27 protein-coding genes are annotated in these 25,866 nt (G+C 71.4%); 9 read left to right on the plus strand and 18 right to left on the minus strand.

All coding sequences use genetic code 11. From position 1 onward, the window contains the following. Window positions 1–328 precede the first annotated feature (328 nt). Genes AB0C27_RS29440 through AB0C27_RS29450 form a run of 3 tightly spaced genes read right to left on the minus strand, consistent with a single transcriptional unit; the run spans window position 329 to window position 3,095 of the window. The gene (locus AB0C27_RS29440) at window positions 329–1,084 is read right to left on the minus strand and encodes an ATP-binding cassette domain-containing protein (protein WP_357850022.1); all 756 of its coding nucleotides are present in this window, start codon (window positions 1,082–1,084) and stop codon (window positions 329–331) included. Next, a complete protein-coding gene (locus AB0C27_RS29445) occupies window positions 1,081–2,112 on the minus strand; it encodes an ABC transporter permease (RefSeq protein ID WP_357850025.1) in 1,032 nt (343 codons plus the stop codon). The genes AB0C27_RS29440 and AB0C27_RS29445 overlap by 4 nt, the downstream gene beginning before the upstream one ends. Continuing rightward, window positions 2,109–3,095: a sugar ABC transporter substrate-binding protein gene (locus AB0C27_RS29450; protein WP_357850028.1), complete on the minus strand. Its 987-nt coding sequence runs from the start codon at window positions 3,093–3,095 to the stop codon at window positions 2,109–2,111. Before AB0C27_RS29450 ends, AB0C27_RS29445 begins: the two co-directional genes overlap by 4 nt. 334 nt (window positions 3,096–3,429) lie before the next feature. Between AB0C27_RS29450 and AB0C27_RS29455 the strand changes: the two genes are divergently transcribed. From AB0C27_RS29455 to AB0C27_RS29465, 3 genes are read left to right on the plus strand one after another with little or no spacing between them, the layout of a single operon-like run. Beyond that, complete coding sequence (locus AB0C27_RS29455; protein WP_357850031.1) at window positions 3,430–4,392, plus strand: YihY/virulence factor BrkB family protein; 963 nt, start codon at window positions 3,430–3,432, stop codon at window positions 4,390–4,392. Between the two features lie 9 nt (window positions 4,393–4,401). Beyond that, window positions 4,402–4,599 carry a hypothetical protein gene (locus tag AB0C27_RS29460; RefSeq protein WP_357850034.1) on the plus strand — a complete coding sequence of 66 codons (198 nt, stop codon included), beginning with the start codon at window positions 4,402–4,404 and terminating at the stop codon, window positions 4,597–4,599. Between the two features lie 33 nt (window positions 4,600–4,632). Further along, window positions 4,633–5,949 (plus strand): hypothetical protein, encoded by a 1,317-nt coding sequence (locus tag AB0C27_RS29465; protein WP_357850037.1) that lies wholly within the window; start codon window positions 4,633–4,635, stop codon window positions 5,947–5,949. Between the two features lie 16 nt (window positions 5,950–5,965). Here the strand turns inward: AB0C27_RS29465 and AB0C27_RS29470 are convergent, their stop codons facing one another. The 7 genes from AB0C27_RS29470 to AB0C27_RS29500 form a co-directional block, all read right to left on the minus strand. Beyond that, window positions 5,966–7,597: a ubiquinol-cytochrome c reductase cytochrome b subunit gene (locus tag AB0C27_RS29470; protein ID WP_357850040.1), complete on the minus strand. Its 1,632-nt coding sequence runs from the start codon at window positions 7,595–7,597 to the stop codon at window positions 5,966–5,968. A gap of 145 nt (window positions 7,598–7,742) precedes the next feature. After that, window positions 7,743–8,945 (minus strand): ferritin-like domain-containing protein, encoded by a 1,203-nt coding sequence (locus tag AB0C27_RS29475; protein WP_357850043.1) that lies wholly within the window; start codon window positions 8,943–8,945, stop codon window positions 7,743–7,745. Continuing rightward, complete coding sequence (locus tag AB0C27_RS29480; RefSeq protein ID WP_357850046.1) at window positions 8,881–9,426, minus strand: DUF3040 domain-containing protein; 546 nt, start codon at window positions 9,424–9,426, stop codon at window positions 8,881–8,883. The genes AB0C27_RS29475 and AB0C27_RS29480 overlap by 65 nt, the downstream gene beginning before the upstream one ends. Window positions 9,427–9,675: 249 nt before the next feature. Next, window positions 9,676–11,475 carry an FtsX-like permease family protein gene (locus AB0C27_RS29485; protein WP_357850049.1) on the minus strand — a complete coding sequence of 600 codons (1,800 nt, stop codon included), beginning with the start codon at window positions 11,473–11,475 and terminating at the stop codon, window positions 9,676–9,678. 5 nt (window positions 11,476–11,480) lie between these two features. Further along, a complete protein-coding gene (locus AB0C27_RS29490) occupies window positions 11,481–12,224 on the minus strand; it encodes an ABC transporter ATP-binding protein (protein ID WP_357850052.1) in 744 nt (247 codons plus the stop codon). Continuing rightward, entirely contained in the window at window positions 12,221–12,793 is a 573-nt protein-coding gene (locus AB0C27_RS29495) for a PadR family transcriptional regulator (RefSeq protein ID WP_357850056.1), read from the minus strand. Before AB0C27_RS29495 ends, AB0C27_RS29490 begins: the two co-directional genes overlap by 4 nt. 94 nt (window positions 12,794–12,887) lie before the next feature. After that, a complete protein-coding gene (locus AB0C27_RS29500) occupies window positions 12,888–13,496 on the minus strand; it encodes a TetR/AcrR family transcriptional regulator (RefSeq protein WP_357850059.1) in 609 nt (202 codons plus the stop codon). 94 nt (window positions 13,497–13,590) lie between these two features. Between AB0C27_RS29500 and AB0C27_RS29505 the strand changes: the two genes are divergently transcribed. After that, window positions 13,591–14,343: an SDR family oxidoreductase gene (locus AB0C27_RS29505; protein ID WP_357850062.1), complete on the plus strand. Its 753-nt coding sequence runs from the start codon at window positions 13,591–13,593 to the stop codon at window positions 14,341–14,343. A gap of 260 nt (window positions 14,344–14,603) precedes the next feature. Then, window positions 14,604–14,984 (plus strand): STAS domain-containing protein, encoded by a 381-nt coding sequence (locus tag AB0C27_RS29510; protein ID WP_357850065.1) that lies wholly within the window; start codon window positions 14,604–14,606, stop codon window positions 14,982–14,984. Between the two features lie 28 nt (window positions 14,985–15,012). Here the strand turns inward: AB0C27_RS29510 and AB0C27_RS29515 are convergent, their stop codons facing one another. The 4 genes from AB0C27_RS29515 to AB0C27_RS29530 all read right to left on the minus strand — a co-directional run bounded on the left by AB0C27_RS29515 (window position 15,013) and on the right by AB0C27_RS29530 (window position 17,339). After that, a complete protein-coding gene (locus AB0C27_RS29515) occupies window positions 15,013–15,840 on the minus strand; it encodes an integrase (RefSeq protein WP_357850068.1) in 828 nt (275 codons plus the stop codon). Between the two features lie 28 nt (window positions 15,841–15,868). After that, the gene (locus tag AB0C27_RS29520; protein WP_357850071.1) at window positions 15,869–16,585 is read right to left on the minus strand and encodes a hypothetical protein; all 717 of its coding nucleotides are present in this window, start codon (window positions 16,583–16,585) and stop codon (window positions 15,869–15,871) included. A 71-nt stretch (window positions 16,586–16,656) separates the two neighbouring features. Next, window positions 16,657–17,019: a hypothetical protein gene (locus AB0C27_RS29525; protein ID WP_357850074.1), complete on the minus strand. Its 363-nt coding sequence runs from the start codon at window positions 17,017–17,019 to the stop codon at window positions 16,657–16,659. Further along, window positions 16,977–17,339 carry a hypothetical protein gene (locus tag AB0C27_RS29530; RefSeq protein WP_357850077.1) on the minus strand — a complete coding sequence of 121 codons (363 nt, stop codon included), beginning with the start codon at window positions 17,337–17,339 and terminating at the stop codon, window positions 16,977–16,979. Before AB0C27_RS29530 ends, AB0C27_RS29525 begins: the two co-directional genes overlap by 43 nt. A 191-nt stretch (window positions 17,340–17,530) precedes the next feature. Between AB0C27_RS29530 and AB0C27_RS29535 the strand changes: the two genes are divergently transcribed. Beyond that, window positions 17,531–18,598: an alcohol dehydrogenase catalytic domain-containing protein gene (locus AB0C27_RS29535; protein ID WP_357850080.1), complete on the plus strand. Its 1,068-nt coding sequence runs from the start codon at window positions 17,531–17,533 to the stop codon at window positions 18,596–18,598. 33 nt (window positions 18,599–18,631) lie between these two features. Beyond that, the gene (locus AB0C27_RS29540; protein WP_357850083.1) at window positions 18,632–19,321 is read left to right on the plus strand and encodes a type 1 glutamine amidotransferase domain-containing protein; all 690 of its coding nucleotides are present in this window, start codon (window positions 18,632–18,634) and stop codon (window positions 19,319–19,321) included. 66 nt (window positions 19,322–19,387) lie between these two features. Here AB0C27_RS29540 and AB0C27_RS29545 read toward each other — a convergent pair whose 3' ends face one another. Then, window positions 19,388–19,912 carry a CGNR zinc finger domain-containing protein gene (locus AB0C27_RS29545; protein ID WP_357850086.1) on the minus strand — a complete coding sequence of 175 codons (525 nt, stop codon included), beginning with the start codon at window positions 19,910–19,912 and terminating at the stop codon, window positions 19,388–19,390. A gap of 87 nt (window positions 19,913–19,999) precedes the next feature. On the opposite strand from AB0C27_RS29545, the gene AB0C27_RS29550 reads away from it, so the two are divergent. Beyond that, window positions 20,000–20,872, plus strand: a complete 873-nt coding sequence (locus AB0C27_RS29550) for an alpha/beta fold hydrolase (RefSeq protein WP_357850089.1) — start codon at window positions 20,000–20,002, stop codon at window positions 20,870–20,872. A gap of 53 nt (window positions 20,873–20,925) precedes the next feature. Here the strand turns inward: AB0C27_RS29550 and AB0C27_RS29555 are convergent, their stop codons facing one another. The 3 genes from AB0C27_RS29555 to AB0C27_RS29565 form a co-directional block, all read right to left on the minus strand. Beyond that, entirely contained in the window at window positions 20,926–22,125 is a 1,200-nt protein-coding gene (locus tag AB0C27_RS29555) for an FAD-dependent oxidoreductase (protein ID WP_357850092.1), read from the minus strand. Between the two features lie 71 nt (window positions 22,126–22,196). Next, window positions 22,197–23,069, minus strand: a complete 873-nt coding sequence (gene sigJ, locus AB0C27_RS29560) for an RNA polymerase sigma factor SigJ (RefSeq protein WP_357850095.1) — start codon at window positions 23,067–23,069, stop codon at window positions 22,197–22,199. Between the two features lie 247 nt (window positions 23,070–23,316). Next, a complete protein-coding gene (locus AB0C27_RS29565; protein ID WP_357850258.1) occupies window positions 23,317–23,583 on the minus strand; it encodes a MerR family transcriptional regulator in 267 nt (88 codons plus the stop codon). Window positions 23,584–24,429: 846 nt separating this feature from the next. Between AB0C27_RS29565 and AB0C27_RS29570 the strand changes: the two genes are divergently transcribed. Further along, entirely contained in the window at window positions 24,430–25,656 is a 1,227-nt protein-coding gene (locus AB0C27_RS29570) for an MFS transporter (protein WP_357850098.1), read from the plus strand. Window positions 25,657–25,866: the final 210 nt, after the last annotated feature.

Here is a 25,866-nt window from a genome sequence, read left to right on the forward strand (position 1 = left end):
CGCAGCGGCGCACCTGTGCGGAGCGCCCGGCCCGATCTCCCGCCCTGTGCGGCCCGCCCTGCTCGCCCGCGCGGCGGTCAGGCCCCACCAAGGCCCCGCCAAGGCCCCGCCAAGGTCGCGCGGGGCCGCCCCGACCGGCCCGGGTCCGCCCCGGGCCGGTGATGGGCGTGGGGTAATAACGGTCCCAAGGGGGCGAGCCGTCTCGCCGCCCGCCCGGCCACGGTGGTCATGGCGATCCCCCGATCGACTCGGCGCACACCTGCCTGAGGTGTTCCTGCCTTGGCGGTCGTCCTGAGGATCGCCCGAACACGTCAAATGTCGGCCAATTTCACTCGCGTTCGAGCTCGTGGGCCAGTTCCTCCAGCTCCGCCCCGCCCGCCATGAGCGCGGTCAGCTCCTGCGTGGTGATGTCGGCCTTGGCGTACTCGCCCACGCTCGTGCCCCGGTTGAGCAGCAGGAACCGGTCACCCACCGGATAGGCGTGGTGGGGGTTGTGCGTGATGAAGACCACGCCGAGCCCTCGGTCGCGGGCGCGGGCGATGTAACGCAGGACCACGCCCGCCTGTTTGACGCCGAGCGCCGACGTGGGCTCGTCGAGGATGAGGACGCGGGCGCCGAAGTGCACGGCCCTGGCGATGGCCACCGACTGGCGCTCGCCGCCCGACAGCGTGCCGACCGGCTGGTCCACGTCGCGGATGTCGATGCCCATGGCGCGCAGCTCCTCCCTGGCCACCCGCCTGGCCTTGGCCACGTCGAAGGCCAGGCCCTTGCGCGGCTCGGAGCCGAGGAAGAAGTTTCGCCAGACGGACATGAGCGGGATCATCGCCAGGTCCTGGTAGACGGTGGCGATGCCGCGGTCGAGCGCGTCGCGGGGGCTCGACAGGCGCACCTCCCGCCCGTCCACCAGGTAGCTGCCGGTGTCGTGCTGGTGCACCCCCGACAGGATCTTGATCAGTGTGGACTTGCCCGCGCCGTTGTCGCCGAGCACGCAGGTGACCTGCCCGGCCGCGACGCTCATCGACACGTCCCGCAGGGCCAGCACCGAGCCGAACGTCTTGCCGATGCCCCTGGTCTCCAGGATCAATGCTTCACCTCCTCGGCGTAGCGCCTGACCAGGCGGTTGGCCAGCGTGGCCAGCAGCAGCATCGCGCCGAGGAAGAACTTGAACCAGTCGGCGTCCCAGCCCAGGAAGACGATGCCCTTGTCGGCCATGCCGAAGATGACCGCGCCGATGGCGGCCCCGATGGCGGAGCCGTACCCGCCGGTGAGCAGGCAGCCGCCGATCACGGCGGCGATGATGTAGATGAACTCCTGCCCGATGCCGATGTTGGCCTGCACGGACGTGTACCGCAGCGCGAGGATCGAGCCGACCAGCCAGGCGGCGAACGCCGTGGTCATGAACAGGGCGATCTTCGTCCGGGCCGCGGGCACGCCCACCGCCCGCGCGGCCTGCTCGTTGCCGCCCACCGCGAAGATCCAGTTGCCCACCCGTGACCGCATGAGCACCCACGTGGCCACGGCCGTCACCAGGATCCACCACAGGATGGCGATCCGGAACGAGGTGCCGCCGATCTCGATCGTCCCGGCCAGCACGGCGCTCGCGCCCTCGAACCCCTCGGCCCCGCGCAGGCCGCTGACCTGCACGGTCCCGGTGATGGCCTTGGTGACGCCGAGGTTGACGCCCTGCAGCATGAGGAACGTGCCCAGCGTCACGATGAAGCTGGGCAGCCGCGTCCTGGTCACGATCAGCCCGTTGGCGAGCCCGACGGCCAGCGCGACCACGAGCCCGGCGAGCATGGCCAGCCAGACGTTCAACGCGAACCGGGTGGCCAGCGTCACCAGGATCAGCCCGCTGGTCCCGGTGAGCACGCCCGCCGACAAGTCGAACTCCCCGCCGATCATCAGCAGCGCCACCGCGACCGCCATGATGCCGAGAGTGGCGGCCGGGTCGAGCCAGTTGGCGATGCCGGCCGGCGAGCGGAAGACCGGCGACTGCGCGGCGAAGAAGACGAACACCACCACGAGCCCGACGACCGCGCCGAGCTCCGGCCTGATGAGCAGGCGCCGGGCCATCCCGACGTCGGCGACCCGCTCATCCGCCGTCATCGTCATCGTGTGCCCGCCTCGGCCAGCTTGGCCACCTGCGCGGCGTTGTCCTTGGTCACGAAGCCGGGTCCGGTGTTGACGGGCAGGCCGCCGCCGACGGTGTTGAGGTTGGCCTTGTAGAGGTTGAGGAAGGTGATCGGCAGGTAGCCCTGGAGGTACTGCTGCTGGTCCACGGCGAAGAGGATCTCCCCGTCGTTGATCGCGGTGACCACGTCGGCCGACAGGTCGAAGGTGGCCAGCTTCGCCTGCGAGCCGGCGTCCTTGATCGCGTCCCTGGCGGCCACCGCGACGGCCGGATTGAGCGCCAGCACGCCGTTGACCGCCTGGTCGGACTGGAGTTTGGCGGTGACCTTCGAGGTGACGTCGGCCAGGTTGCTCACGTCCACCTGCAGCCGCTCGACCGTGCCGCCCAAGATCTCCTCGGCGCCCTTGCAGCGCTGGTCGAGCCCGACGTTGCCGGCCTCGTGGATGACGCACAGCAGTTTGGTGACGCCGGCCGTCTTGAGCTGCTCGCCGGCGCCGCGCCCGGCCACGTCCTCCGACTGGCCGACGTGGGTGATCGCGCCCAGCGCCTTGGAGGAGTCGGCGCCGGAGTTGACGGTGACGACCGGGATCTTGGCGGCGACGGCCTTGCCGATGGCCTCCTTGAGCGCGTCGGGGTTGGCCAGGGAGACCACGATGCCGTCCACCTTCTCGGAGACGGCCTGGTCGATGAGCTGGGACTGCTTGGCCGGGTCGCCGTCGCCCTGGTAGGTCACGGTCACGCCGTACTGTTTGCCGGCCGCCTCGGCGCCGTTCTTGACCACGTCCCAGAAGGAGTCGCCTGGGGCTCCGTGGGTGATGACGGCGAAGTCGCCGCCGCCTCCCGCGGCGGGGGCGGCGGCGGAGGTCGCGGGAGGGGCGTTCTGCCCGCTCTGACCTCCCGAGGATGAGCAGCCGGTCAGGGCCAGCGCGCCCAGCAGGGCCAGCACGATCGGGGTACGTCTCACAGGACACCTCCAAGACCAACGAGCTAGCCCTGGTTGTACCTCAATGTCATCTCTTTGTATAGACATGCTGACCTATGCCCGTCACGACCACCGATGGGCCTCGGTGAACGCGCCGTGTGTGCTTACCTATCCGCGAGTGTCGCCCTTGTAACCCCCGTGGCCCCTCCTGTCACAGCGCTGTCACAGCGCGGTAATGGGCGATGAAAGCGACGGCTAAGGGGTAATATGCACTCCCCCGACCAGCTTTCTCACGACCGGCGCGGTGAGCCATTTTCGCTGACACGACCACGGCGGGCGGCCACGCCCTCGTCCCGCCGGCGTACCGGCGCCGGCCATGAACGCCGCCCGGCGCTGGGCCGGCCGGATGGCGGCGGGCTGGAGACGAGCGAGGAGCCGGCACGGCTGGCTGGACCACACGGTGCGCGCCGTCATCCGCTACGACAAGACCGACGCCGGTCGGCTGTCCGCCGCCCTCGCCTATTACTCGTTCTTCGCCACGTTCGCCCTGGCGCTGCTGGGCTTCGCCATCCTCAGCCATTTCCTGGACTATCCCCCGGCGCTGGCCCAGGTGCAGCGCTACCTGAGCGACACCTTCCCGCGCCTCGACGTGCGGGCGCTGCGTGACGCCGGCGGGACGGCCGGGCTGGTGGCCTGCGTGGTGCTGCCGCTGACGGGGCTGTTCTGGATGGACACGCTGCGCTCGGCGACCAGGGCCATCTGGCAACTGGAGGAATATCCGGGCAAGTTCCTCCTGCGCCAGGTCATCGACCTGGGCGTGGTGGCGGGGCTCGGGGTGCTGCTGTCCCTGTCGCTCACCATCGCCTTCGCCGCCGAATGGGTGCTGACCTGGCTCGTGGTCAACACCGTCGGCGTGCAGGCCACGCCCGCCCGCGGGGTGCTGTCGGTGGCGGCGTTCGTGCTCGGCATCGGCGTCAACATGCTGCTGGCCATGGCGTTGCTGACCGCGCCCCCGCGGCTGCACCTGCCGCCGCGCCGGGTGATCGGGCCGGCGCTCGTCATCACGATCGGCCTGGAGATCCTCAAGACCGTCGGCCAGGCCCTGCTCAACATCACCGCCTCCAACCCGGCCTACCAGGTCGTCGCCGGAGCGGTGGCGATGCTGCTCTTCCTCAAGGTGCTCAGCCAGCTCATCCTGTTCGCCACCGCACTGGCGGCCACCAGCGGCACCGGCGACGTCAGGGACCTGGCCGACCGGCGCGACCCCGGCTCTCCTCCGGACGACCGGGAACAGCCGGCGCCGGACATGGGCGGTGACGTGTCCACGGGGGCGGCGTAACGTGAGGTGGTGGCAGACGATCTAGAGGTCCAGCGGGCCCTCACAGACCTCAACCTGGCGATCAAGGTTCTGCAGCACTCACCTGCGGACCTGAGGACGAAACGGCGTGCCGTCAAACGGGTGATGTGGGCGGCGTGGCGGGTGCAGCGCAGGTTGAAGCGGATCCGGCGGCGGCGCGACGAACGGGCACCGGAGCCGGCCACGTAACGGGCCCCCTGGCGAGCAGAAGGGTGACGGGCGATGCGTTCCCCCCTCGCGGTCGTACTGGCCGCCGCGATGTGCGTGTTCCTGCCCCCGCCGGCCGCGTCGGCGACCCCCGGCGACCGGCCGTTACCGGGGTACACCATCGACAACCCGCCGCTGGCCCCGGCCCTCGTGCACGGCCGGCCCAGCCGGGTGCACCAGGGCGTGCACGAGCACGCCGCCTTCACCGCCGAGGTGCCGCCGCGCTGGAACGGCGATCTGGTGATGTGGGCGCACGGCTACCGCGGCGACACGCGGGTGCTCACCGTGGACGAACCGGCGTACGGGCTGCGGCAGCGGCTGCTCGACCAGGGCTACGCCTGGGCCGCCTCCTCCTACTACGCCAACGGTTATGACGTGCGCGCGGGCGTGCTCAGCACCCGTGCGCTCACCGAGCGCTTCGCGCGGACGGTGGGCCGGCCGCGCCGGACGTACATCATGGGCGTGTCCATGGGCGGTCACGTCACCGCCCGCTCCATCGAGGAGTACCCCGGCCGGTACGCCGCCGCGTTGCCCATGTGCGGGGTGCTCGGCGACCACGAGCTGTTCGACTTCTTCCTCGACTTCCACCTCGTCGCGCAGGACCTGGCCGACGTGCCCGCCTATCCGATCCCGGACGACTATGCGACCTCCGTCGTGCCCCGGATCAAGGAGCGGCTGGGGCTCACCGGCGGGGCCGATCCGGCCGGTGATCCCGGCCGGCAGTTCCGCTCGATCGTCGTCGAGCTGGGCGGCGGGGAGCGTCCCGGGGCCGCGGCGGCGTTCGCGTACTGGCAGGACTTCCTGTTCGGGCTGGCCGGCCCTGACGGGGGCGGACCGCTGGCAGAGGAGCCGGGCAGGGTGGCGACCAACCGCGGCACCGTCTACCGGCCCGCCACGCCCGTGGACGTCAACGCGACCGTCCAGCGGGTGGACCCGGCGGACCCGGCGGCGCGGCACACGCGGCGGCTGACCGCGGTGCCGGCCGTCTCGGGCCGGATCGACGTGCCCGTGCTGTCGCTGCACGGGCTGGGCGACAACTTCGTGCCGTTCTCGATGGAGCGGTACTACCGGGCCGACGTGGCCGCGCACGGCCGGTCCCGGCTGCTGGTGCAGCGGGCGATCCGCGCGGCGGGGCACTGCGAGTTCAGCGCCGCCGAGGCCGGCGCGGCCTGGGACGATCTCGTCCGCTGGCAGCGCACCGGCCTGCGTCCCGCAGGCGACGACGTGACCAGCCCGGCCACGGTGGCCGACCCCGCCTACGGCTGCCGCTTCACCGACGCGTCTGCTCACCCCACCGGCACCAGGCCGCTCTATCCTCCCTGCCCGGCGTGACGGGGAGGCGCCGCCGTCAGTCGTGTGACGTCTTGGCGGGCGGGCCCGACCTGGCGTGCTCGCCGTCGTGCTGCCCGTCCAGCGGGATCTTCTCACCGCCGTAGGCGCGGCTCATCTTGAGCCGGAGCCGGCCGAGCGGGCCCCTGGCGGCCTCCGGCAGCACGCCGGCGCCGTCCTCGGTGCTGCCGGGGAGCATCGGGACCGGCTTCTTGCCCTCCACCAGGGCCTCGATGTCGCCCGCGGGCGCCGCGTGGATCTCGACGAACTCGCCGTGCGGCAGGCGCTTGATGACGCCCGACTCGACGCCGTGGCCGATCGTGGCGGCGTCGGAACGCTGCAGGCCCAGGCACATCCGGTAGGTGATCAGGTAGGCGAGGGCCGGGCCGAGGAAGATCAGCACCCGCCCGATGTACGTCGTCCAGTTGAGGCTGATGTGGAAGTTGGACGCGATCACGTCGTTGGCGCCCATCAGCCAGAGCAGGCCGTAGAAGGTGACGGCGGTGACGCCGATCGCGGTGCGGTGCGGGTTGTTGCGCGGCCGGTCGACGATGTGGTGCTCGCGCCGGTCGCCGGTGACCCACTGTTCCAGGAACGGGAAGAGCACCAGCCCGGTGATGATCAGCCCCAGCGGCAGCAGCGCCGGGATGAGCACGCTCAGTGGCACCGTGCCGGCGTGGGCGGTGCCGAAGAGGTTGATCTCCCAGGACGGCATGAGCCGCAGCGAGCCTTCCAGGAAGCCCATGTACCAGTCAGGCTGGGAGCCGGCCGAGATGTCGGCCGGCGTGTAGGGGCCGAACAGCCAGATCGGGTTGATCTGGGTGAAGGTCGCGAGCCCGGCCGTGACGGCGGTCGTGAACAGCAGGTACGCCCCCGACTTGGCCATGAAGGCCGGCAGCAGCGGGGCGCCCACCACGTTCTTCTCCGTGCGTCCCTTGCCCGGCATCTGCGTGTGCTTCTGCACCCACATCAGCACGAGGTGAGCGGTGATCAGCGCCAGCAGGATCCCCGGGATCAGCAGGATGTGCAGCGTGAAGAAGCGCGGGATGACGTCCTCGCCGGGATATTCGCCGCCGAAGAGGAAGAACGACAGGTACGTGCCGATCAGCGGGATCGACAGCAGCACGCCCTGGGTGATGCGCAGGCCCGCTCCCGACAGCAGGTCGTCGGGCAGCGAGTAGCCGGTGAGCCCCTCGAACAACGACAGCGCGAACAGCGCGATGCCGATCAGCCAGTTGATCTCGCGCGGCTTGCGGTAGGCGCCGGTGAAGAAGATCCGCAGCATGTGCACGACCAGGCCGGCGGTGAACAGCAGCGCGGCCCAGTGGTGGATCTGCCGGATCAGCAGGCCGCCGCGCACGTCGAAGCTGATCCGCAGCGCGGAGGCGTAGGCGTCGGACATCTCCACGCCTTGCAGCGGGGCGTACGAGCCGTCGTAGACCACGTGCCCCATGCCGGGCTCGAACCAGAAGGTGAGGAACGTCCCGGTGAGCAGCAGGATGATGAACGAGTAGAGCGCGATCTCGCCCAGCAGGAACGTCCAGTGGTCCGGGAAGATCTTGCGCAGGTTGCGCTTGAAGAACCCGGCCACCCCCAGGCGGTCGTCAAGATACCTGCTCGGCCCGCTGATGAATTTCGGCGGTGTGCTCATGCCTGGCCTTCCGCGGGACGGCCTCGCGGATCGGACAACCCCCCTTGTCCGATCCGCGAACCGGCGTTTCCCGTACGTGCTGTGAGTTCGATGATCATCGGGACGGCCGCCTCCCCGGCGGGGAGGCGGGTCGGGGCCGGGTGGGTCAGCGCTTGGCGGCCAGGCTGCCGACCGGGTGCTCGCCCTCGGTCTGCAGCCGGTACTCGTGGCCGGAGACGGCCCGGTTGTCGTCGATGACCCGCTCCGAGGGGGCAGGTTCGCCGCCCATGAGGGCTTCCTGCATCTTCTCGAAGCGTTCGTGGGCCTCCTGCACGTACCCGGTGCCCAGCGTGGTGAGGTCGATCTGGGTGGCCAGCAGCTCCCGCAGATAGGCCTTGTTCGGCTCGAACGTCACCGGCGCCGGCAGCTCGGGCGCGCACACCTGCTCAGGGTCACGGCCGTCGAGCCGCTTGAACAGCTCGGCGGCCAGGCGCAGGTGCTCCAGCTCCATGTTCAGGTGCAGCTCCCAGATCGCCTTCACCTTCGGATCCGACTCGGTCTCCATGAACGAGTGGTACAGGTAGCACTCGTTGTACTCGTGGTTGAGCAGCATCTCCCACCAGCTCTCGCCCGGGTCGACCAGCGACTCGTAGTGGGTGACGTGCTCCTCCTCGATCATCCCGATCTCCTGGTAGAGCTGCCGGGCGATCGGCTCCATGGCGGTCGGGCCGACGTTCATGTAGAAGTTCATCGTCTGCTGCTCGGCCGACATGATCGTCAGGGCGTGCAGTTTGGAGATCGGCGCCGTGCTGGAGCGGTCGTAGGGCTCGCGCACGTTGTCGACGGGGTCGCGATGATGCAGGTACGTCGGCCGGCCCGGCATCACCTCGGTCACCCCGTCGACGATCTTCTCCGCCTTGCGGTGCTCGATCATCTCGTACAGGTTGGCGTAGCGGTAGAGATGGTCGAAGTCCTCCAGCACGCCGAACTGGTAGGCCTGCTTGAGGTAGGAGTCCGGCTCCATCCGCGCCACCCACGCGGTCAGGTCGACCGCCACCTGCTCGTAGGCGATCGTGGTCTCCAGCACCGAGGACACTCCGGGCAGCAGCCAGTTGACCACCTTCTGCTGCTGCGCCTCGATGTAGCGCACCCGGGCCAGCAGCTGCTTGATCTCCGGGTCCGGGCAGTGGCGAGCCAGGTGGTGGCTGAACATGATCGCCTCCACCTCGATCCCGTTCATCGTGATGATCCGGCACCTGGTGTAGGGATCGGCGTGGTCGGGATCGATCGGGACGACGTTCAGCTCACGCCAGTTGCGCAGTTGCTTGTCCAGCGGGATGCCCCGCTCCCGCAACGGGTTGAAGGTCATGTCCATGCGCTCCTTCGCGCTCGTCCGGAATGCCGCGGTCCGCCCGCCTACCCGAGGCTTCCCGGAGCAACCTCTGGCCGCCCTCGGCGAAAGCTCCGCATTCGGTAAGGATCGCGACATGCGCCGGTCTCCGCCCGGCTCCGCTCGTGGTCCAGGCGGGGCCCGAGCGGGCGCGGGAGACGGGCCTGAGCGCGGGCATCGGCGCCAGGGCGTGGCTCGGCGCGGGCACGGACGGCGGCGCGGGAGCGCGGACGCCGCCGGCGGACAGGACCAGCAGGACCGCGAGCGCGGCCAGGCCGAGGGCCACCAGCAGCACGCACCAGAGCTCCCGCCAGGTGGTGTGGGCGGCGTAGCGCTGCGCCCCCGCCCTGCGGCAGGCGGCGTTGAGCGACTCGACGCGGCGGACGAAGGCACGGTCCCCGCGGCGGAGTTCCTGTTCGATCTCGCCCAGGATCCGGCGTTCCCGGTCCGACAGGTCCATCGCCGGGCACCGCGTCAGCCGGACGAGGGCGACGGCGGCCGGCCGCCGGGCTTGGTCGTCGTCATGTCAGGCTCCCGTCCCATCAGGCCCAGTGACGTCAGATACGGTCACAGGCGTAGTCGGTCACCGGCGCCGAGCGGGGGTGAGGGCACGGATCATCGTCGATCGGTACGCGTTCTCCTCACCGGAATGTTGTGCTGCATACCCAGCGATTCCCGGTTCATCCCCCGGTGATCGGGAATCGGGTGATCAGCCGGTTCCCGCGCTGAGCGCTCGCGCCACGGGGCGGCGGGCCGCCAGGCGGGCGGGCAGGGCGGTGAGCGCGGCCGTCGCCAGGAGGGTCGCGAGCGCGCCCGCGAGCAGCCAGGACGAGGGCGCCTCCACCGCGTTCCTGGCGGCGAAGATCGAGAGCAGGCCGCGGCCCAGGGGGATGCCGATGACGGCGCCGGGCAGGGCGGGCAGGAGCTGGGCGGCCGACAGCCCCGCGGAGATCTGGCCGGGGGTGGCGCCGAGCGTGCGCGCGACGGCCATGTTCGCCTCGGCCTCCATGGCCGTGGTCCAGGTGAACATGATGGTGTTCACCACGGCGAGCGTGATGAGCAGGACGGCGACGGCGAGCATGAGCCGGCGGTCGTGCTCGCCGCGCAGGTTGGGCAGGACGGAGGAGCCGCCCAGGCCGTAGCCCCGCTCCGTCTGGGCGTGCAGGGTCAGCAGGGCCACGATCGCGATCACCGTGACGGCGGTGGAGCACGCCTGCAGCACGGCGCGGCCCGGCCGGCGGGCGGTCAGCCGCAGCCCGAGCAGGAGCGGCGTGGGCAGCAGCGCGGACAGCGCGGTGAGCAGGGGACGGTGGCGGGGCGGGCGGGCGGTGGCGGTCAGCGCCGTGACGGTCGCCGTGCGCATGGCCCGCAGCGTGGGGCGCAGCGTGGACAGCACCGCCACCGCCACGGCGAGCAGGGTCGCGGTGACGACGGCGGCCGTGCCTGGCCCGGCCGCGTCGCCGATCCGGCTGTCGGTGGGGCTGGCGATGGCGGGCACGCTCAGCCGGGCGATCAACAGCCCCAGCGCGTCGCCGGCCAGCGCCAGCGCCAGGTATTCGGTGAGCAGCACGGTGGCGATCAGGCCGGGGCCGGCGCCGACGGCCTTGAGCAGCCCGGCCCTGCGTGTCTGCGCGGCGGCGCGCCCGGCGGCCAGCGCCGCCACCCCGGTGATCGCCAGGAAGCCGATCAGCCAGCTTCCGACGACCAGGATCGGCTGGCTGCTCCTGAGCAGGGTCAGGTCCTGCCTGGCCGTGAACTGCCAGGGGTGGAAGCTCAGCCGCAGACCGGCCTCGCGGTGGGCCTCTCGGTGGGCCTCGCGGAAGGTCTCGGCGCGGGCGGGGTCGCGCAGCGCGAGGTCGAGGGCGAGGGTCACCGGCAGGTCATGGGAGGCCGCGAGTGTCTTGGCGTCCGATGTGGTCATCCAGGCCAGGCCGCTGTAGTCGCTGCCCGCGCCGCCGGGGCCGATCTGCGCCGCTCCCGGGTAGACGGAGGTGGCCGCGGTGACGGCGATCCCGACGACGGGGTACGACCGGCCGGCGATGGTGACGCGGTCGCCGACGCCGACGCCGAGCGCGGTGGCGAAGCCGCGTTCGAGTACGGTGCCGCCGGGGCGTACCCAGTGGCCCGAGGTCGTCAGCGGGCGGTTGACCGCGCCCGGCCGCTCCGCGAAGCCGTGCACCACCACGTTGGAGATCCGGCCGCGGACGGCGAGGTCGGCGTAGACGATGCGGTAGGGGCCGTGGTGGGCGGTGACCTGCGGATCCCGCGCCAGCGAGGACAGGGCCGAGGTCACGGCGCGCCCGGACTCGCCGGAGAGCACCACCATGTCCGGTCCCGCGGTGGCCGCGCGGGTCTGCTCGTACAGCGCGTCGCTCACGCCGTTCAGTGACAGGCCCAGGGCCATCGTGGCGGTGGCCACGGTCACCGCGAGCAGCAGCATCGCCGCCTGGAGCCGGTGCCGGCGCACGTCGGCCGGCACCAGGCGCAGGACGAGCACGAGGGAGCCCATGGCGTTCAGTCCCCCAGCCCGATCAGCCCGCCGAGCCCGCGCGGGCGGGCGGCGGCCATCCGCAGGTCGTCGACGAACATCCCGTCGCGCATCGAGATCAGCCGGTCCGCCGTGGCCGCCACCCGCTCGTCGTGGGTGACGATCACGAACGTCTGCCCGGCTGAACGCAGCTCCCCGAAGATGCGCAGCACGTCGTGGGTGGCCGCGCTGTCGAGGTTGCCGGTGGGCTCGTCGGCCAGGACGACCAGGGGGTCGTTGACCAGGGCGCGGGCCACGGCGACCCGCTGGCGCTGCCCGCCCGACAGCTGGGCGGGCAGGTGCCGGGCGCGCGCGGCGAGCCCGACCCGCTCCAGCAGCCGGCCGGCCCGCCGCCTGGCCTGGCGGCGTGAGCGGCCGGCCAGCAGCGCGGGCAGCTCCACGTTCTCCGCCGCCGTCAGCTCCTCCATCAGGTGAAAGGCCTGGAAGACGAATCCCACCGAACGGCGGCGCAGGCGGGCCAGGGCTCGCTCGCTCAGCGTGTCGACGCGCCGCCCGGCCAGCCACACCTCTCCGCCGGACGGCCGCTCCAGGCCGCCCAGCAAATGCAGCAGTGTGGACTTGCCACAGCCGCTGGGGCCCATGATCGCCAGTGTCTGGCCCTGGGGCACCTCCAGGTCGATCTCGTCCACGGCGCGGACCCCGCTCTGGCCCTGGCCGTGCAGTTTCACCAGGCCGCGGGTCACGACCGCGGCGGCATTCGACCCGTTCATCCGTCCTCGGCTTCGTCGTCGGCCCTGGACCAGGCTCGTTCGCAGGCGTCGAGCCAGCGCAGGTCGGCTCGCATCCGGAGCATGACCCCTTCCAGCAGCAGGCCCGCGCCCGGCCCCGCCATCCCCCCAGGCTCTGTTCGCGCCGACCCTGTGTGCGCCGGTTCTGCCAGCGCCGCCTGCTGGGCCTCGCGCAGGCGGCGCAGCAGCTCGCGGCGCTGGGCCGCCACCAGCTCCACCGGGTCGGCGAGCCGGGCCGCCGCGGCGGCGGCGAGCTTGAGATGGAACTCCGCCAGGTCGGGTTTCGGCCAGCCCACCTCGGCCAGCCAGGCGGCCACCCGCTGCTGCCCGGCCGGCGTCAGCGCGTGGACCTTGCGCTCGGGCCGCTCGGGCAGGCCGTCCTCGCGCTCGGAGGTCACCAGGCCCGCTCGCTCCAGCCGGGCCAGCGTGACGTATATCTGCCCCCGGTTCATCGACTCGCCCAGCGGGCCGAGGCTGCGCCGCAGCCGTGCGTGCAGCTGGTACCCGTGCGACGGCTCCTTGGCGAGCATCGCCAGCACCGCGTCCTGCATGACACCCCCTAACGGTTGGGCAATAGATAGCGGTTACCCATAGAAGGTGTCAAAACAGCGCGAAATGGAACGTTCTACGCCGAGGGCAGCGCCCTCAGGCGGGCGGCCACTGGCGCAGGGCCAGGTCGGCCACCAGTTCGAGGTCGTCGCGGGCGACGCCGCCGGCGGCCTGGACGGCGATGCCGTTGGCCACGGTCATGAGGTAGCGGGCGAGCAGCCCGGGATCGGACCCGGCGGGCAGGTCGCCCTCGTCCACGGCCCGCTGGAACCGTTCTTTGAGCAGCGTGACGCCGTTGTCGCGCCAAGCCGCCAGCGTGTCGCGGGCGCCGCGGCCGGACTCGCCCGCCGCCAGCGAACCCTGCACGCCGAAGCAGCCGGCGGGGCAGCCGGGGCGCGTGGTGGCCTCGACGGCGCCGGCGAGGAAGGCGGCGGCGACCTGCCGCGCGACCGGCTCCTCCAGAGCCCGGGGGACGTACGCGGCGGGGCCGTCGTTGTAGCGCCGCAGGGCCAGGTGGAACAGCTCCTCCTTGCTGCCGAAGGCGGCGTACATGCTGGTGCGGCTGATGCCCATGGCCCTGGTCAGGTCGGTGAGGCTGGCGCCCTCGTAGCCCTGCTCCCAGAAGACGCGCATGGCCCGGTCGAGTGCCTCGTCCGGGTCGAAGCCACGCGGCCGGCCGATCGGCGCCTTCCCCTGGGTCTGCATGAGGCGAGTCTACCGCTTTTTGTACCGGACAGTGCGGAAGTGCTATCGTCGACTTCTGTACCGATCGATGCATAAATATGACGAGGTGAGAGCCATGGGAACGCTGGAGAACAAGACCGCCGTCATCACCGGCGGCGGAACGGGCATCGGCCTGGCCACGACGCGGCGGCTGGTGGCCGAGGGCGCGCACGTGTTCATCACCGGGCGCAGGAAGACCGTCCTCGACGCGGCGGTGGAGAGCATGGGCCCGGCGGCGGTGACGGCCGTGCCCGGCGACATCGCGGAGCCGGCCGACCTGGACCGCCTCTACGCCGCGGTCAGGGATCGGGGCCGGGGCCTGGACGTGCTGTTCGCCAACGCCGCCGCCGCCTCGTTCGCGACGCTGGAACAGACCACCGAGGAGCACCTGGACCAGATCCTCGGTGTCAACGTCCGCGGCACGCTGTTCACGGTGCAGAAGGCGCTGCCGCTGCTCAACGACGGCGCGTCGGTGATACTCAACTCCTCGGTACGAGCCGGCGACGGCGTCGCGGCGTTCGGCGCGTACGCGGCCTCCAAGGCGGCGATCCGATCCTTCGCCAGGACCTGGGCCAACGAGCTCAAGGACCGCGGCATCCGGGTCAACGCGATCTCCCCCGGCACCATCGACACGCCCGGGCTCGACGGGGTGGCCGAGGGGACGGAGGACGCGGCCCGCGCCAAGGCACGCTTCATCGAGGCCGTCCCGCTCGGCCGGATCGGGCGCGCGGACGAGGTCGCCAACGTGGTGGCCTTCCTCGCCTCCGACCAGGGCAGCTTCTTCCTGGGCGCCGACCTGGTCGTGGACGGTGGCGAGATGCACCTCTGAGCAGCGCTTCGACGAAGCGCCGCTCCATCGGGGCGCCGCTCCGCCCGAGCGGCGCCGCACCGGGGCATCGCCGGCACCCGACCGCCGCCGCACCCGAGCGCCGCCTCATCCGAGGATTACCTCACCGCAAATTGACGAATCCTCTTTCCTGTAACGGAGTTCCGGCGTAGCCTCGGGAGTGACGGTGAAAGCCGTCCACATCAGGCCGACCTACTCCCCCGGGGGTTGCTCATGCCCGTCAACCGCGCGCACTCGCCGACATGCTGAGGACGACGGCCACCACGCTCAGCGTGAACAGCCGCCTCTCCCCCGCCGGGGTGCACGTCACCGTGGCGGGGGAACTCGACGCCACCAACGCCGGGCGCCTGGAGTCCGCCATCGCCGGCGCGTGGCGGCCCGGCCGCCCGCTGATCCTGGATCTGCACAGGCTCACGTTCATGGACAGCAGCGGGCTGCACGTGCTGCTGCGGGTGCGGGCCGACGTCCTGGCGGGGGCGGGCAGCCTGCGGCTGGCCTCCGTACAGGATCTGCCGGCACGGCTCCTTCAGATCACCGGGGTCTGGGACACCCTGGACATCTACGACAACATGGCGGAAGCCGCCGCCGCGCTCGCCCCGTCCCTGGTCGCCGACCTCGGCTGAGCCCGTCGCGGCCCTGGGCCGGTGACGTTCACTGCTCGCCGAGGCCGGTGCAGTGGGTGATCGTCGCGTCGTCCGGCCGTACCGCGTGGCGGGCCTCCGCCTGCCGGACGCGGCGGATGATCTCGGCGGGCCCGTCCGAAGCCAGCACGGCCAGGACCTCGGGCCAGCCGGTCCTGAACTCGTCCGCGAGGCGGGCGGCTCCGTTGCTGAGCAGGACGGCGCCGGACAGCTCCACGATCGGGCAACTTCCCGTGACGGCCTCGCCGGCCGCCCGCGGGTCGTCCTTGGCCAGCCAGAAGCCGCCCGGCGCGTTCCTGTGGGAGCGCAGGTCGTTCAGGATCCGCTGGTATGCGTCGGTGCCCTGTCCCGCTGCCTCCAGCGCGGGCACGTACGAGCTGCTGATGACCACCTCGCGCGGGTCGGTGACGACGATCGGCGCGCCGTCCGCCCGGTCGAGCACGAGGAACGAGTCGCCGAGCACGAGGTATTCGAGGACGCCGCCGGAAACGCGCAGCATGGCGACGGTCGCCGAAGGGCCGATGGGGTCGGCGACGGCGCAGGTGCCGCGGTGGGCGTCCGTCACCCGCTCGATGGCCTCGGCGAGCAGCTCGCGCAGGCCGCGGTCGGGTCCTGACGCGAGCAGGGCGAGGAGGGTGGCGCCCAGGCGGGAGGCGTACCAGGCGACGCCGTGGCGGCACGTCGCCTCGGCGCCGGGGATGCCGGCGCCGTCGACCAGCACCGCTCCGGCCGGGACTGCGCCGGTGAAGTCCTCGTTGACGCGGCCGGAGCGCGCCGCGACGCTCGCCATCGACACCCGCATGCCCGCCATCCTCCCGCCGATCAACGTGCCGACCATCCAACCATCGGCGCTAGCGTCCCCGCGGTCAGCCGAACATGCCGACGACGTACGCGCCCGGCACCAGCGCGACGGTGAGGGCGACGGCCCACCAGCGGGGGGCCGGGCCGTTCCGCAGCAGCCCGAGCCCGAAGGGCACCAGGGCGACGGCGAGCCCCGCCAGGGCGAGCACCGAGATCGGGTCGCTGCTGCCCTTCAGCACGCCCAGCGGCAGCGCGTGCCCCAGCGCCAGCGCCACGCACCTGACCACACCGAACGGACCCGCGCCGAACGCCCTGGCGCGGAAGGCGCCGACGGCGAGCACGATCCAGCCACCCATGATGCAGACGGAGGTCGCCTTGAAGACGTGGAAGGCGCCGTAGGTGTCCGCCACGGCCCGCCGTGCCGCCTCCAGCCCAAGCTCGTCCACCATCTGGAACGCCAGATGGCTCACGCCGGCGTGGAAGACCCGCCCGAACAGCCCGAGCACGACCAGCATGGCGCCCCACCCGGCCCAGCCGGGATGCGTCACGGCGATGCGCCGGGCCAGCGCCGTGGTGGCCGGCCAGAGCAGCACCACGCCGGCGGCGAACAGCCCGTACGACACGGCCATCCGTCCCGGATCGGCGGCGTAGGCGGCGAGCTGGCCGGGAAAGAAGTCGTCCGCGCCGATCCGGGTGAGGACCGCCGCGATGAGCAGCAAGGGCCCCAGCACCGCGCCGGCGCCTTCGGCCCAACGGCCGGGAATCGAACGTGTGTCTGTCATGCCGACCATCCAAGTGCCGGCCGGGCCCGCGCACACGGGCGCGCGGGTGAGACCTGGAGGTAGTCCTGGCACTAGCCGCCGTTCCCATCGGGAAGATGTTTGAGCTGTTTCGGCGGGGTAGGCCCCAGGGTTTGCGAACGCGGCCGGAGTGCGGAGTAGGTGGCCTTCATCCCGATCGCGCTCATGCCGACCTTCGCGTCGGCGAGCTTGGTGGTCAGCGTACGGGGCAGGCCGGACGGGCCCAATACGAGCGTCCAGTGCACCTTGACGCCGGGGGCGAGCTCCCACCACACGGTGTCCCTGGTCCACGCCGAGACGCGGCGCAGGTCCTTGACGCTCATGCTGCCCGTGTATGTCGTCCCCTTGCGGGCGGAACGGGACAGCAGGGCCTTCAGGGTGCTCGGCTCGGCGGCGTTGACGAAGTCGCCGAACATGGCGGTCGTCCCGCACGTCCAGCCCGGCGACTGCCTGAACCAGGTCTTGCCGTGTCGTCCTGCTCGTCGTCGCCGCCGCTCACGTTCAGCTTGGCCGTGAGGTCGGAGGCGGCGATGCCGCGCCGGTCGAACCGCACCCGCCCCGAGCGGGCCAGAGTGGAGGCGGACTTGCCGACGGTCCGCTGCTTGAGCGTCACCCCTTTGCCGGGTGAGAGCTGGGCGCGCAGGGCGGCGAGCGGGTCCTTGGGGGCGGCCAGCGCCGGCGTGCCGGTCGCCAGGACGACGCCGTCGGCGACGAAGCATAAGATCACGTCTTTCACGCCGATGATCATGCTGGTCGCAGATCACGACGGGACGACGTTTCCACCCTCCGGCGCCCGGCCGCGGCCGCATTTTTCCGGAGACCGAGATTTACATGGAATTTTGTCTGATTTGTGGCGTTTGTCGCTAATTTGAGGAATGTACGGCGAATTTCGCAGCCGCAGTGATCCATACCGGATCTGGAGGCATCATGAGCATGTACGCGGCCCGGATGCACGGCCTCAAGCAGCCGTTGCAGATCGACGAGGTACCGATTCCCGAACCCGGCCCCGAGGAGGTCCTCGTCAAGGTCCGGGCGACGGGGATGTGCCGGAGCGATTACCAACTCATCGACGGATATTTCCCGATCGACCTTACGTTCCCCTACATTCCCGGCCACGAGGTGGCGGGCCAGGTCGAGCGGCTCGGCGCCGACGTTCCCGCCTCGGCGGGCCTGGCGGAAGGGGACCTGGTGGTCGTCTATCCCGCCTGGGGCGACGGCACCTGCCGGCAGTGCCACGAGGGCAATGAGCAGCTGTGCACCGGCAGCGGCGGCTGGATCGGCTTCGGCCCGCCGGGAGGCTTCGCCGAATACGTCAACGTGCCCAGCCGTCATCTCATCCGGATCGACCCGGACGCGGGCCTGGAGCCCGAATACCTCGCGCCGCTGGTGGACGCCGGGCTGACCCCGTACCGGGGGATGAAGCGGCTGCGTGCCGCCGGCCGGCTGGCGCCCGGACGCACGGTGGCCGTCAGCGGGATCGGCGGGCTGGGCGGCTACGGCGTGCAGTACGCGCGCCTGCTCGGCGGCGGAGCCACCGTGGTGGCCTTCGCCCGCGACGACGCCAAGCTCGCGCTGGCCAGGGAGAACGGCGCCGACCACACGATCAACACCCGCGGCAAGACGCCTGATCAAGTACGGGCCGAGCTCGCCGAGCTGACCGGCCGCGGCGAGATCGACGCCGCGCTCGACTGCTCGGGCGCCTCGCAGTCACTGGAGCTCAACGCCGCGCTCCTGGCGGCCGAGGGCACGCTCGTGTCGGTGGGCCTGATGGGTGACAGCGTCGAGTTCCCGGTGTTCCCGTTCGTGTCGGGTGAGCGGACGTTCTCCGGATCCTTCTGGGGCAACCACAACGACCTCACCGAGGTGCTCGCCTACGCCGGCCAGGGGCGGGTCAAGCACACGGTCACTCCGATCAGCCTCGGCGACATCAACGACAAGCTGGACGAACTGGGCCGGGGCCACGTGATCGGCCGCGTGGTCGTCGTCTTCGACTGATCTGTCATCAGCGCAGATCGAGGGGGAAATGTCATGGCGAAGTTCCTGTTCGTGATGACCGGTGCGGCGTACTGGACGCTCAAGGACGGCACCAGGCACGCGACCGGGTACTGGGCCGAGGAGTTCGTGGCCCCGTACCGTGCGTTCACCGAGGCCGGGCACGAGATCACGGTCGCCACTCCCGGCGGGGTGGTGCCGTACGTGGACATGATGAGCCTGCGGCCCGACCTGGCCGGAGGCGCGGAGACGGCGCTCGGCCTGGAGGAGACGATCCGGTCGGCGGAGGCGCTGCGGCGGCCGATCATGCTGCCGGACGCCCGCCTGGACGACTACGACGCCCTCTACCTTCCCGGCGGCCACGGCCCCATGGAGGATCTGTGGCAGGACGCGGACGCCGGCCGGCTGCTGACAGCGGCGCTGGCCTCCGGCAAGCCGCTGGCCATCGTCTGCCATGCCCCGGCCGCGATGCTGGCCACCCGGATCCACGGCCGGTCGCCGTTCGCGGGCCGGCGGGTGACCGCGTTCACCAACGAGGAGGAGAACGCGGTCGGGCTGGCGCCGATGGCGCGCTGGCTGCTGGAGGACGAGCTGGTCGCTCTTGGCGTGGAGTTCAGCAAGGGCGAGATGTGGCGGCCGTACACGGTGACCGACGGCAACCTGTTCACCGGGCAGAATCCCGCTTCGTCGGCGGAGCTGGCCGGGCGGCTGCTCAAGGTGCTGTGAACCGCCACCGAGCCGGCTTCGGCCGCCGACCGTCCGTTGACCATTCGTGACCGGCTTCGGCCGCCGCTAACCGTCCGTCTTGCCCTGCCGGGTGCGCTGGTAGTGGCGCCTGGCCTTCATGCGGTTGCCGCAGCCGGCCATCGAGCACCATCGGGCGTTGTTCGGCCTGCTGTGATCGATCAGGAAGAGCCGGCACTCGTCGTTGGCGCAGGCACGCAGCCGCCCTGGGCCGGACACGCGCAGCGCGTCCCACGTCAGTACGGCGCGCGCCGCCGCGACGCGCCCGACGGGCAACCGCGGGGTCCACTCGATCCCCTCGTCCCCCTCGCCGCCGAGCGAGGCCAGGAACGACACGCCCTCGACGAAGCGGGCGAGCGCGGCGGGGGGCGCGTCGCCGCGTACGACGTCCTGGAGTGCCGAGCGGGCGTCCAGCGCGGCGCGCCACTCCTCCTCCGAGGCCGGCTGACCGTGCGCGGAGAGCCAGCGCAGCCCGTCGGCGGGGTCTGCCAGCAGGTCGGACGGCTGTCCTTCGTGTACGGGCGTGGTGTTCAGCAGGTCGAGGAGCAGCTTCTCGTCGGTATCGATCACCATGACGAACCTAACCTCCAAAGTCTCCTTGACAGGTTACACCAGGCCATGCTTGAGTCTAACCATCAAAATGACTTATAGGAGTTAGACATGACTGCCGTTCACCACCGCTACGCCACCGTCCAGGGCCGGCGGCTGTTCTACCGGGAGGCCGGCCCCGCGGACGCGCCGGTCATCGTGCTCCTGCACGGCTACCCGACCAGCTCATTCATGTTCCGCCACCTGATTCCCGCGCTCGCCGACCGCTATCACGTGATCGCGCCCGACCACCTCGGGTTCGGGCTGTCGGACGCCCCGCCGGCCGACGAGTTCGACTACACCTTCGACGCCCTCACCGGCCTCACCGCCGGCCTGCTCGACCAGCTGGGCGTGTGGCGCTACGCCGTATACGTCCAGGACTACGGCGCCCCGATCGGCTGGCGGCTGGCCCTGGACGACCCGGCGGCCGTCACGGCGATCATCACGCAGAACGGCAACGGGTACGCCGCCGGCTTCGTCCCGGAGTTCTGGCAGAGCGTGTGGGACTACCACCGGGAGCAGACGCCCGAGACGGAGCGCGCGATCCGCACCGCGCTGAGCCTGGAGGCCATCCGCTGGCAGTACCTCACCGGCGTCCCGGACGAGAGCCTGGTCAGCCCCGACACGTGGCACCATGACCACGCGCTGGTGTCCCGTCCCGGCAACGACGCGATCCAGCTCGCCCTGTTCCGCGACTACGCGACCAACCCGCCGCTGTACAAGGAGCTGCACGCCTACCTGCGGGCGAACCAGCCGCCGCTGCTCGCCGTGTGGGGCAAGGGCGATGAGATCTTCGGGCCCGACGGGGCTCGCGCGTTCGCCCAGGACGTCCCGAACGCGGAGATCCATCTGCTGGACGGCGGGCACTTCCTGCTGGAGAGCGCGGGTGACGAGGTGGCCGGCCTGATCCGCGACTTCCTGTCCCGCACCACCGCCGACCGCTGACCCGGCACCGGCCGTGCGGCGCCGGGCCTGCGTCGGCTGGGTGGAGCCCGCGCTCAGGCGGCGGTAATGACCTCGCCCGCGTCCTCATTCTGGTCGCGGGGGAAGAAGGGCAGGTCGAGGTAGACGGCGTCGGCGGCGGCCAGGATCTTCTCCGCGTCGTCGACCGGCGGGTGGATGGCCTGGTTGATCAGCTTCTTGACGGCCGCGCCCTCGGCTCCCGAGGCCATCACCCTGCGATTCCAGCCCCGCGTGAAAATCGCGCCGGCGCCGCCCAGGTCCAGGCAGGTGACGTACGGGCCGGGGGTGAACTCGCGGGGCGGCACTCCGAGCAGGTCGGCCGCCGCGTTGTAGCCGGCGACCTTGCCGAGCGGAGTGGCGTGCTGGCAGGCCTGCATGACCGTGTGCTCGGCGTCGTACGCCGCCGCGGCCACGTCCCCGGCGGCGAACACCTCGGGCAGGGCCCGCAGCCACCGGTCCACCGGCACCCGGCCGAGACGGTCGAGATCGTCCGAGATCTGCCGGGTGAGCCCGCCGGCCCTGAGACCCGCGGCCCAGACCACCACGTCCGCCGCCACCTTGGCGCCGCCGGACAGGACGGCATACCCGTCGCCGACCTCCGTCACCGTGCTGCCGAGCCGGCGTTCGATGCCCAGTTCGTCCAGCGCGGCCTCGATCTCCGCGCGCGGGCCGGGGCCGAGCTCGCGCCCGACCACGTCCGACCGGTCCACGAGCAGCACCCGGCCGCGGGCGGCCAGTGCGGTGGCGGCCTCCAGCCCGACGAACCCGGCGCCGACGACCACGGCGGAGTGACCGTCGCCGCCGCGCAGACGACGTTCGAGCCGCCGGGCGCCGTCCAGGGTGTCGATGTCGAAGAGCCGTTCGGCTCCGGGCAGCCCCTCGGGCCGGACCAGCTCGCTGCCCGGCGCCAGCACCAGGCGGTCGTAGCCGAGCTCCCTGCCGTCGGCCACGACCACCCGCCGGCTGGTGTCGATCGTGTGCACCGAGGCGCGCACGTGCTCGACGCCGATCGGGCCGAGGATCCGGCGGAGCTCGACCCTGGCCGAGTCCGGATCCGGCTCGTAAAGCCTGGGCCGCAGCACCAGGTGGTCGTTCGGCGCGATGAGCGTGATGCGCAGACCATCGTCCCCACGGACCGGATCAGCGTCGCCACGGGCTTCTCTGCGGGCCAGCGCCGCTCCCGCCGCGCTCCACACGCCCGCGAAACCGCCACCGATGATCACTACATGTGCCACTGTCTCGTCCTCTCCGCAGTGCCGCCCCCGGAGGTCGGGGTGCGGGTCGGCAGGGAGACGAGACAGCGTCCTCAGATGTGACCGAGGAGCGCAAGCTTGTCGGGATTGACCAGTCTTCTGAAGGTCGTGATCCGCCCGCCGGCGATCTCCACCGTGTCGAGCCAGACGAGCCGGTCGCCGTCGTAGGTCGCCAGGGCCGGCTGCCCGTTCACCTCGATGATCCGGTACGAGCCGGGCCGCCTCAGCTCGACCTGCCCGACCGCCAGGCGCGCGATCCGCTCAGCACCCTCGATCGGCCTGCGCGCGGCGGTCGCCCGGCCGCCGCCGTCGGCGACGTAGACGGCCTCGGGGTGCAGCAGGCTGACCAGCCCGGCCAGGTCGCCCGCGTCGGCGGCCGCCCTGAACGCCCTGAGCACACGTTCGGTCTCCGCCCTCGACGCCTGAGGCCGCTCCTGAACCTCCGCGACCCGGGCCCGCGCGCGGGAGGCGAGCTTGCGTCCCGCGGCGGGCGTGCAGCCGAGCACCTCGGCGATCTGGTCGAACGGGAAGCCGAAGACGTCGTGCAGCACCAGAGCGACGCGTTCGCCGGGGGTGAGGGTCTCCATGACGATCAGCATCGCGGTGCTCACGGACTCGTCCATGACCACATGGGCGGCGACGTCGGGGCCGGTCAGCAGCGGTTCGGGCAGCCAGGGGCCGACGTAGGCCTCGCGCCGGACGCGCGCCGAGCGCAGCACGTCGTACGCCGTCCTGGCCGCCACGGTCACCAGCCAGGCCCGCAGATCCCGCACCCCGGACAGATCGGCGCCGGCGGCGCGCAACCAGACCTCCTGCGTCACGTCCTCAGCCTCCGCGACGCTGCCCAGGATCCGGTACGCCGCCCCGAAGACGGCGGAGCGATGTGCCCGCCAGTCCGCCTCCCCCGGCGCCCCGCTCACTTCCACCCTTGACCTCCCGCCCCGAGTGTAGGCAGGCCACCGCGCCACCCCGTTCCCGCCCCTGGGCCTCTTCGAGGTGCCCGGCGGACGCGCGCCCGGAAGGCCACACGGCCCCGTCGAGCGCCGGAAACGGCGTCGCTCGCTCCTGGACTCGGCACGAACCGGCCCGGTTGATCGCACGCCGGCACGCCAGGAGCCGCTTCACGGCGCCCGCGTCGCAGCGCAGCGGCGGAGCCGCCGCGTGGTCGTGGGGTCAGTCGCCGGCCGCGCGTTCGCGCTCGTACGCGGCGTTGATGCGCAGTGCCTCGGCGAGCTGGTCCTCCAGGATGATGATCCGGCAGGCGGCCTCGACGGGAGTGCCCTGGTCGACGAGCTCTCTGGCCCGGGACGCCAGGCGCAGCTGGTAGCGGGAGTAGCGGCGGTGGCCGCCACTCGAGCGTCTCGGCTCGATCAGCTTGGCGGCGCCCAGGGCCCGCAGGAACGTCGGGGTGACTCCGAGCAGTTCCGCCGCCGCGCCCATGCTGTAGGCGGGGTAGTCGTCATCGTCGAACCGGTCCTCGGCGCTGTGACCGTCATCGTCGGCGCCGGCGGGCGAAGCCTGCACGGCACCGGGTGTGCGCCCTTGACCCATAGATACCTTTCTTCACGCCAACAGGGGGCCCCGGCGCCATGTGCGCCGGGGCCCCGAAGAGGTTCAACACCATCTGCCGGCCTGGGGCCGGCTTGTTGTCATCCGCATCCGCCGCCCTGTATGGCGGCGATGCGGGGATCGCGGATGCGTGACCGTAGACCACCTTCCCATCTTGTGGAACTGCGGTACCCGAGCGGCGAACGTCAGCCGGCGACGGGCGATCCTTCGATGGCGTTCAACACTCCCTTCCCTATTCCTCTGGACGTGACGTCCACTTACATCAACGGCAGCGCGTCCACGATCTGGGCCCTTACCGACCGCGCTGGCCCTTCACGTCCGACCTTCTGCCTGACCCAACTGACTTCATCCTCATTCCGGGCGGTTCATCGTGTTGCCTGGTACTTCCGCTGCCCGGTGGATCCGTTCCTTGCGATGTCAGAAACTCTAGTACCCGAGCGCGCAAATGTCTACTACGGCGAACACAGATTTTCATCGGCACCTATCGCAGCCTTCATCCGCCGCACGATCTTGGGCGATAGGTCCGTCCCGATCATCACGGCATGCTCGTCGCCACCGGCGAAGGCGGCTCCAGAAACGCCGGCACCAGATCGACCTGCTGGAACGCACCCGCGCGTGGTTCGACGACGGCTCGCCGGCCCCGCGGCCGCCCCAAGCTGAAAGCGGGCGAAAAACGCGTTGCCCTCGATAGCCCACGAAACGTAGAGTCTTGCGCTCGTGATCTCAGTGGTGGAACGAGTCCTGCCGGCTCGCTTGGGGACGGGATTCCGGTGGTTGCTGGCGTCGAGCTGGCTGACGAATCTCGGTGACGGGGTCGCGGCCGCGGCGGGCCCGCTGCTGATCGCGTCGCTGACGCGCGACCCGCTGCTGATCTCGCTGTCGGCGCTGGTGAGCTGGGGGCCGCCGCTGCTGTTCGGCCTGTACGCGGGCGTCCTGTCCGACCGGTACGACCGGCGCAGGATCGTGCTCGTCGCGAACGTGGCACGGGCCCTGGTGCTGACGGCCCTCGTCGTCCTCATGGTGACCGGCACCGTGACGGTGGCGACGGCGCTGGCGGCGCTCACGCTGCGGTCCATCGCCGAGGTGTTCGCCGACAACACGACGGCCACGCTGACGCCCACGCTCGTCGACAGGGACGATCTCGTCATCGCCAACGCCCGCCTGGGCACCGGGTTCATCACGCTCAACCAGCTCGCCGGTCCGCCGATCGGCGCGGCGCTGTTCGGGGTGGGCGTGACCTGGCCGTTCGCCGGACAGCTGCTGCTCGTGGTGGCGGGAATCGTCCTGATCTCCCGGATCACCCTGCCGCCGCGCGTCCGGCCGGCGGACGCGCAGGCGCCGAACGCCGTACGGGAGCTGGTCGCCGGGTTCAGGTGGACGATCCGGCACGCGGCGGTCCGCACGCTGGCGCTCACCATCCTGATCTTCAACTTCACGTTCGGCGCGGCCTGGTCGGTGCTCGTCCTCTACGCCCAGGAGCAGCTCGGCCTCGGCGCCGTGGGTTTCGGCCTGATGACCACCCTCGGCGGGATCGGCGGGCTGATCGGCACCGGTCTGTACGGGTTCATCACCCGCAAGGTGAGCCTCGGCGCGCTGATGCGGATCGGACTCGTCATCGAGACGCTCACCCATCTCGGCCTGGCCCTGACGCATTCGCCATGGGTGGCCGGGGGGATCTTCGTGGTCTTCGGCGCGCACGCCTTCATCTGGGGCACGACCTCGGTCACCGTCCGCCAGCGTGCGGTCCCCCATGAGCTGCAGGGGCGGGTGGGCAGCGTCAACACGGTCTGCGTCTACGCCGGTCTGGTGGTCGGCTCGCTGATCGGCGGCACCCTGGCCACCGCTTTCGGGGTCGCGGCGCCGTTCTGGTTCGCCTTCGCCGGGTCCGCGGTGTTCGTGGTGCTGTTGTGGCGGCAGCTCAGGCTCATCGCCCACGACGACTGAGCCCGCCGAAAGCCGCCTCCCATCGTCCCGTACCGGCCGCCGTACGACGCGAGCTGCCCCGCCTGGACCCAGCGGGACCGAGGCTTCGGCGACACGCGGGCGGAGCACCGGGAGCACGCCTTCCCGTGCCTGGTACGGGGACGCGGGCGGGACCTGGTCGTGGTGTATCCCGGACGGTCGAGCAAGGCGATCGTCCATCGGTCCGGCGAC

Origin of the sequence: Nonomuraea sp. NPDC048882, assembly GCF_040649755.1 — a bacterium.
GTDB classification, from domain to species: Bacteria; Actinomycetota; Actinomycetes; order Streptosporangiales; family Streptosporangiaceae; genus Nonomuraea; species Nonomuraea maheshkhaliensis.

Coding starts and splice junctions, on each gene's coding strand:
- AB0C27_RS29445 (WP_357850025.1), bottom strand. CDS start 2,112: ATGACGATGACGGCGGATGAGCGGGTCGCCGACGTCGGGATGGCCCGG.
- AB0C27_RS29455 (WP_357850031.1), top strand. CDS start 3,430: ATGAACGCCGCCCGGCGCTGGGCCGGCCGGATGGCGGCGGGCTGGAGA.
- AB0C27_RS29465 (WP_357850037.1), top strand. CDS start 4,633: ATGCGTTCCCCCCTCGCGGTCGTACTGGCCGCCGCGATGTGCGTGTTC.
- AB0C27_RS29470 (WP_357850040.1), bottom strand. CDS start 7,597: ATGAGCACACCGCCGAAATTCATCAGCGGGCCGAGCAGGTATCTTGAC.
- AB0C27_RS29475 (WP_357850043.1), bottom strand. CDS start 8,945: ATGACCTTCAACCCGTTGCGGGAGCGGGGCATCCCGCTGGACAAGCAA.
- AB0C27_RS29480 (WP_357850046.1), bottom strand. CDS start 9,426: ATGGACCTGTCGGACCGGGAACGCCGGATCCTGGGCGAGATCGAACAG.
- AB0C27_RS29485 (WP_357850049.1), bottom strand. CDS start 11,475: ATGGGCTCCCTCGTGCTCGTCCTGCGCCTGGTGCCGGCCGACGTGCGC.
- AB0C27_RS29490 (WP_357850052.1), bottom strand. CDS start 12,224: ATGAACGGGTCGAATGCCGCCGCGGTCGTGACCCGCGGCCTGGTGAAA.
- AB0C27_RS29495 (WP_357850056.1), bottom strand. CDS start 12,793: ATGCAGGACGCGGTGCTGGCGATGCTCGCCAAGGAGCCGTCGCACGGG.
- AB0C27_RS29500 (WP_357850059.1), bottom strand. CDS start 13,496: ATGCAGACCCAGGGGAAGGCGCCGATCGGCCGGCCGCGTGGCTTCGAC.
- AB0C27_RS29505 (WP_357850062.1), top strand. CDS start 13,591: ATGGGAACGCTGGAGAACAAGACCGCCGTCATCACCGGCGGCGGAACG.
- AB0C27_RS29510 (WP_357850065.1), top strand. CDS start 14,604: ATGCTGAGGACGACGGCCACCACGCTCAGCGTGAACAGCCGCCTCTCC.
- AB0C27_RS29515 (WP_357850068.1), bottom strand. CDS start 15,840: ATGGTCGGCACGTTGATCGGCGGGAGGATGGCGGGCATGCGGGTGTCG.
- AB0C27_RS29520 (WP_357850071.1), bottom strand. CDS start 16,585: ATGACAGACACACGTTCGATTCCCGGCCGTTGGGCCGAAGGCGCCGGC.
- AB0C27_RS29525 (WP_357850074.1), bottom strand. CDS start 17,019: ATGTTCGGCGACTTCGTCAACGCCGCCGAGCCGAGCACCCTGAAGGCC.
- AB0C27_RS29535 (WP_357850080.1), top strand. CDS start 17,531: ATGAGCATGTACGCGGCCCGGATGCACGGCCTCAAGCAGCCGTTGCAG.
- AB0C27_RS29540 (WP_357850083.1), top strand. CDS start 18,632: ATGGCGAAGTTCCTGTTCGTGATGACCGGTGCGGCGTACTGGACGCTC.
- AB0C27_RS29545 (WP_357850086.1), bottom strand. CDS start 19,912: ATGGTGATCGATACCGACGAGAAGCTGCTCCTCGACCTGCTGAACACC.
- AB0C27_RS29550 (WP_357850089.1), top strand. CDS start 20,000: ATGACTGCCGTTCACCACCGCTACGCCACCGTCCAGGGCCGGCGGCTG.
- AB0C27_RS29565 (WP_357850258.1), bottom strand. CDS start 23,583: ATGGGCGCGGCGGCGGAACTGCTCGGAGTCACCCCGACGTTCCTGCGG.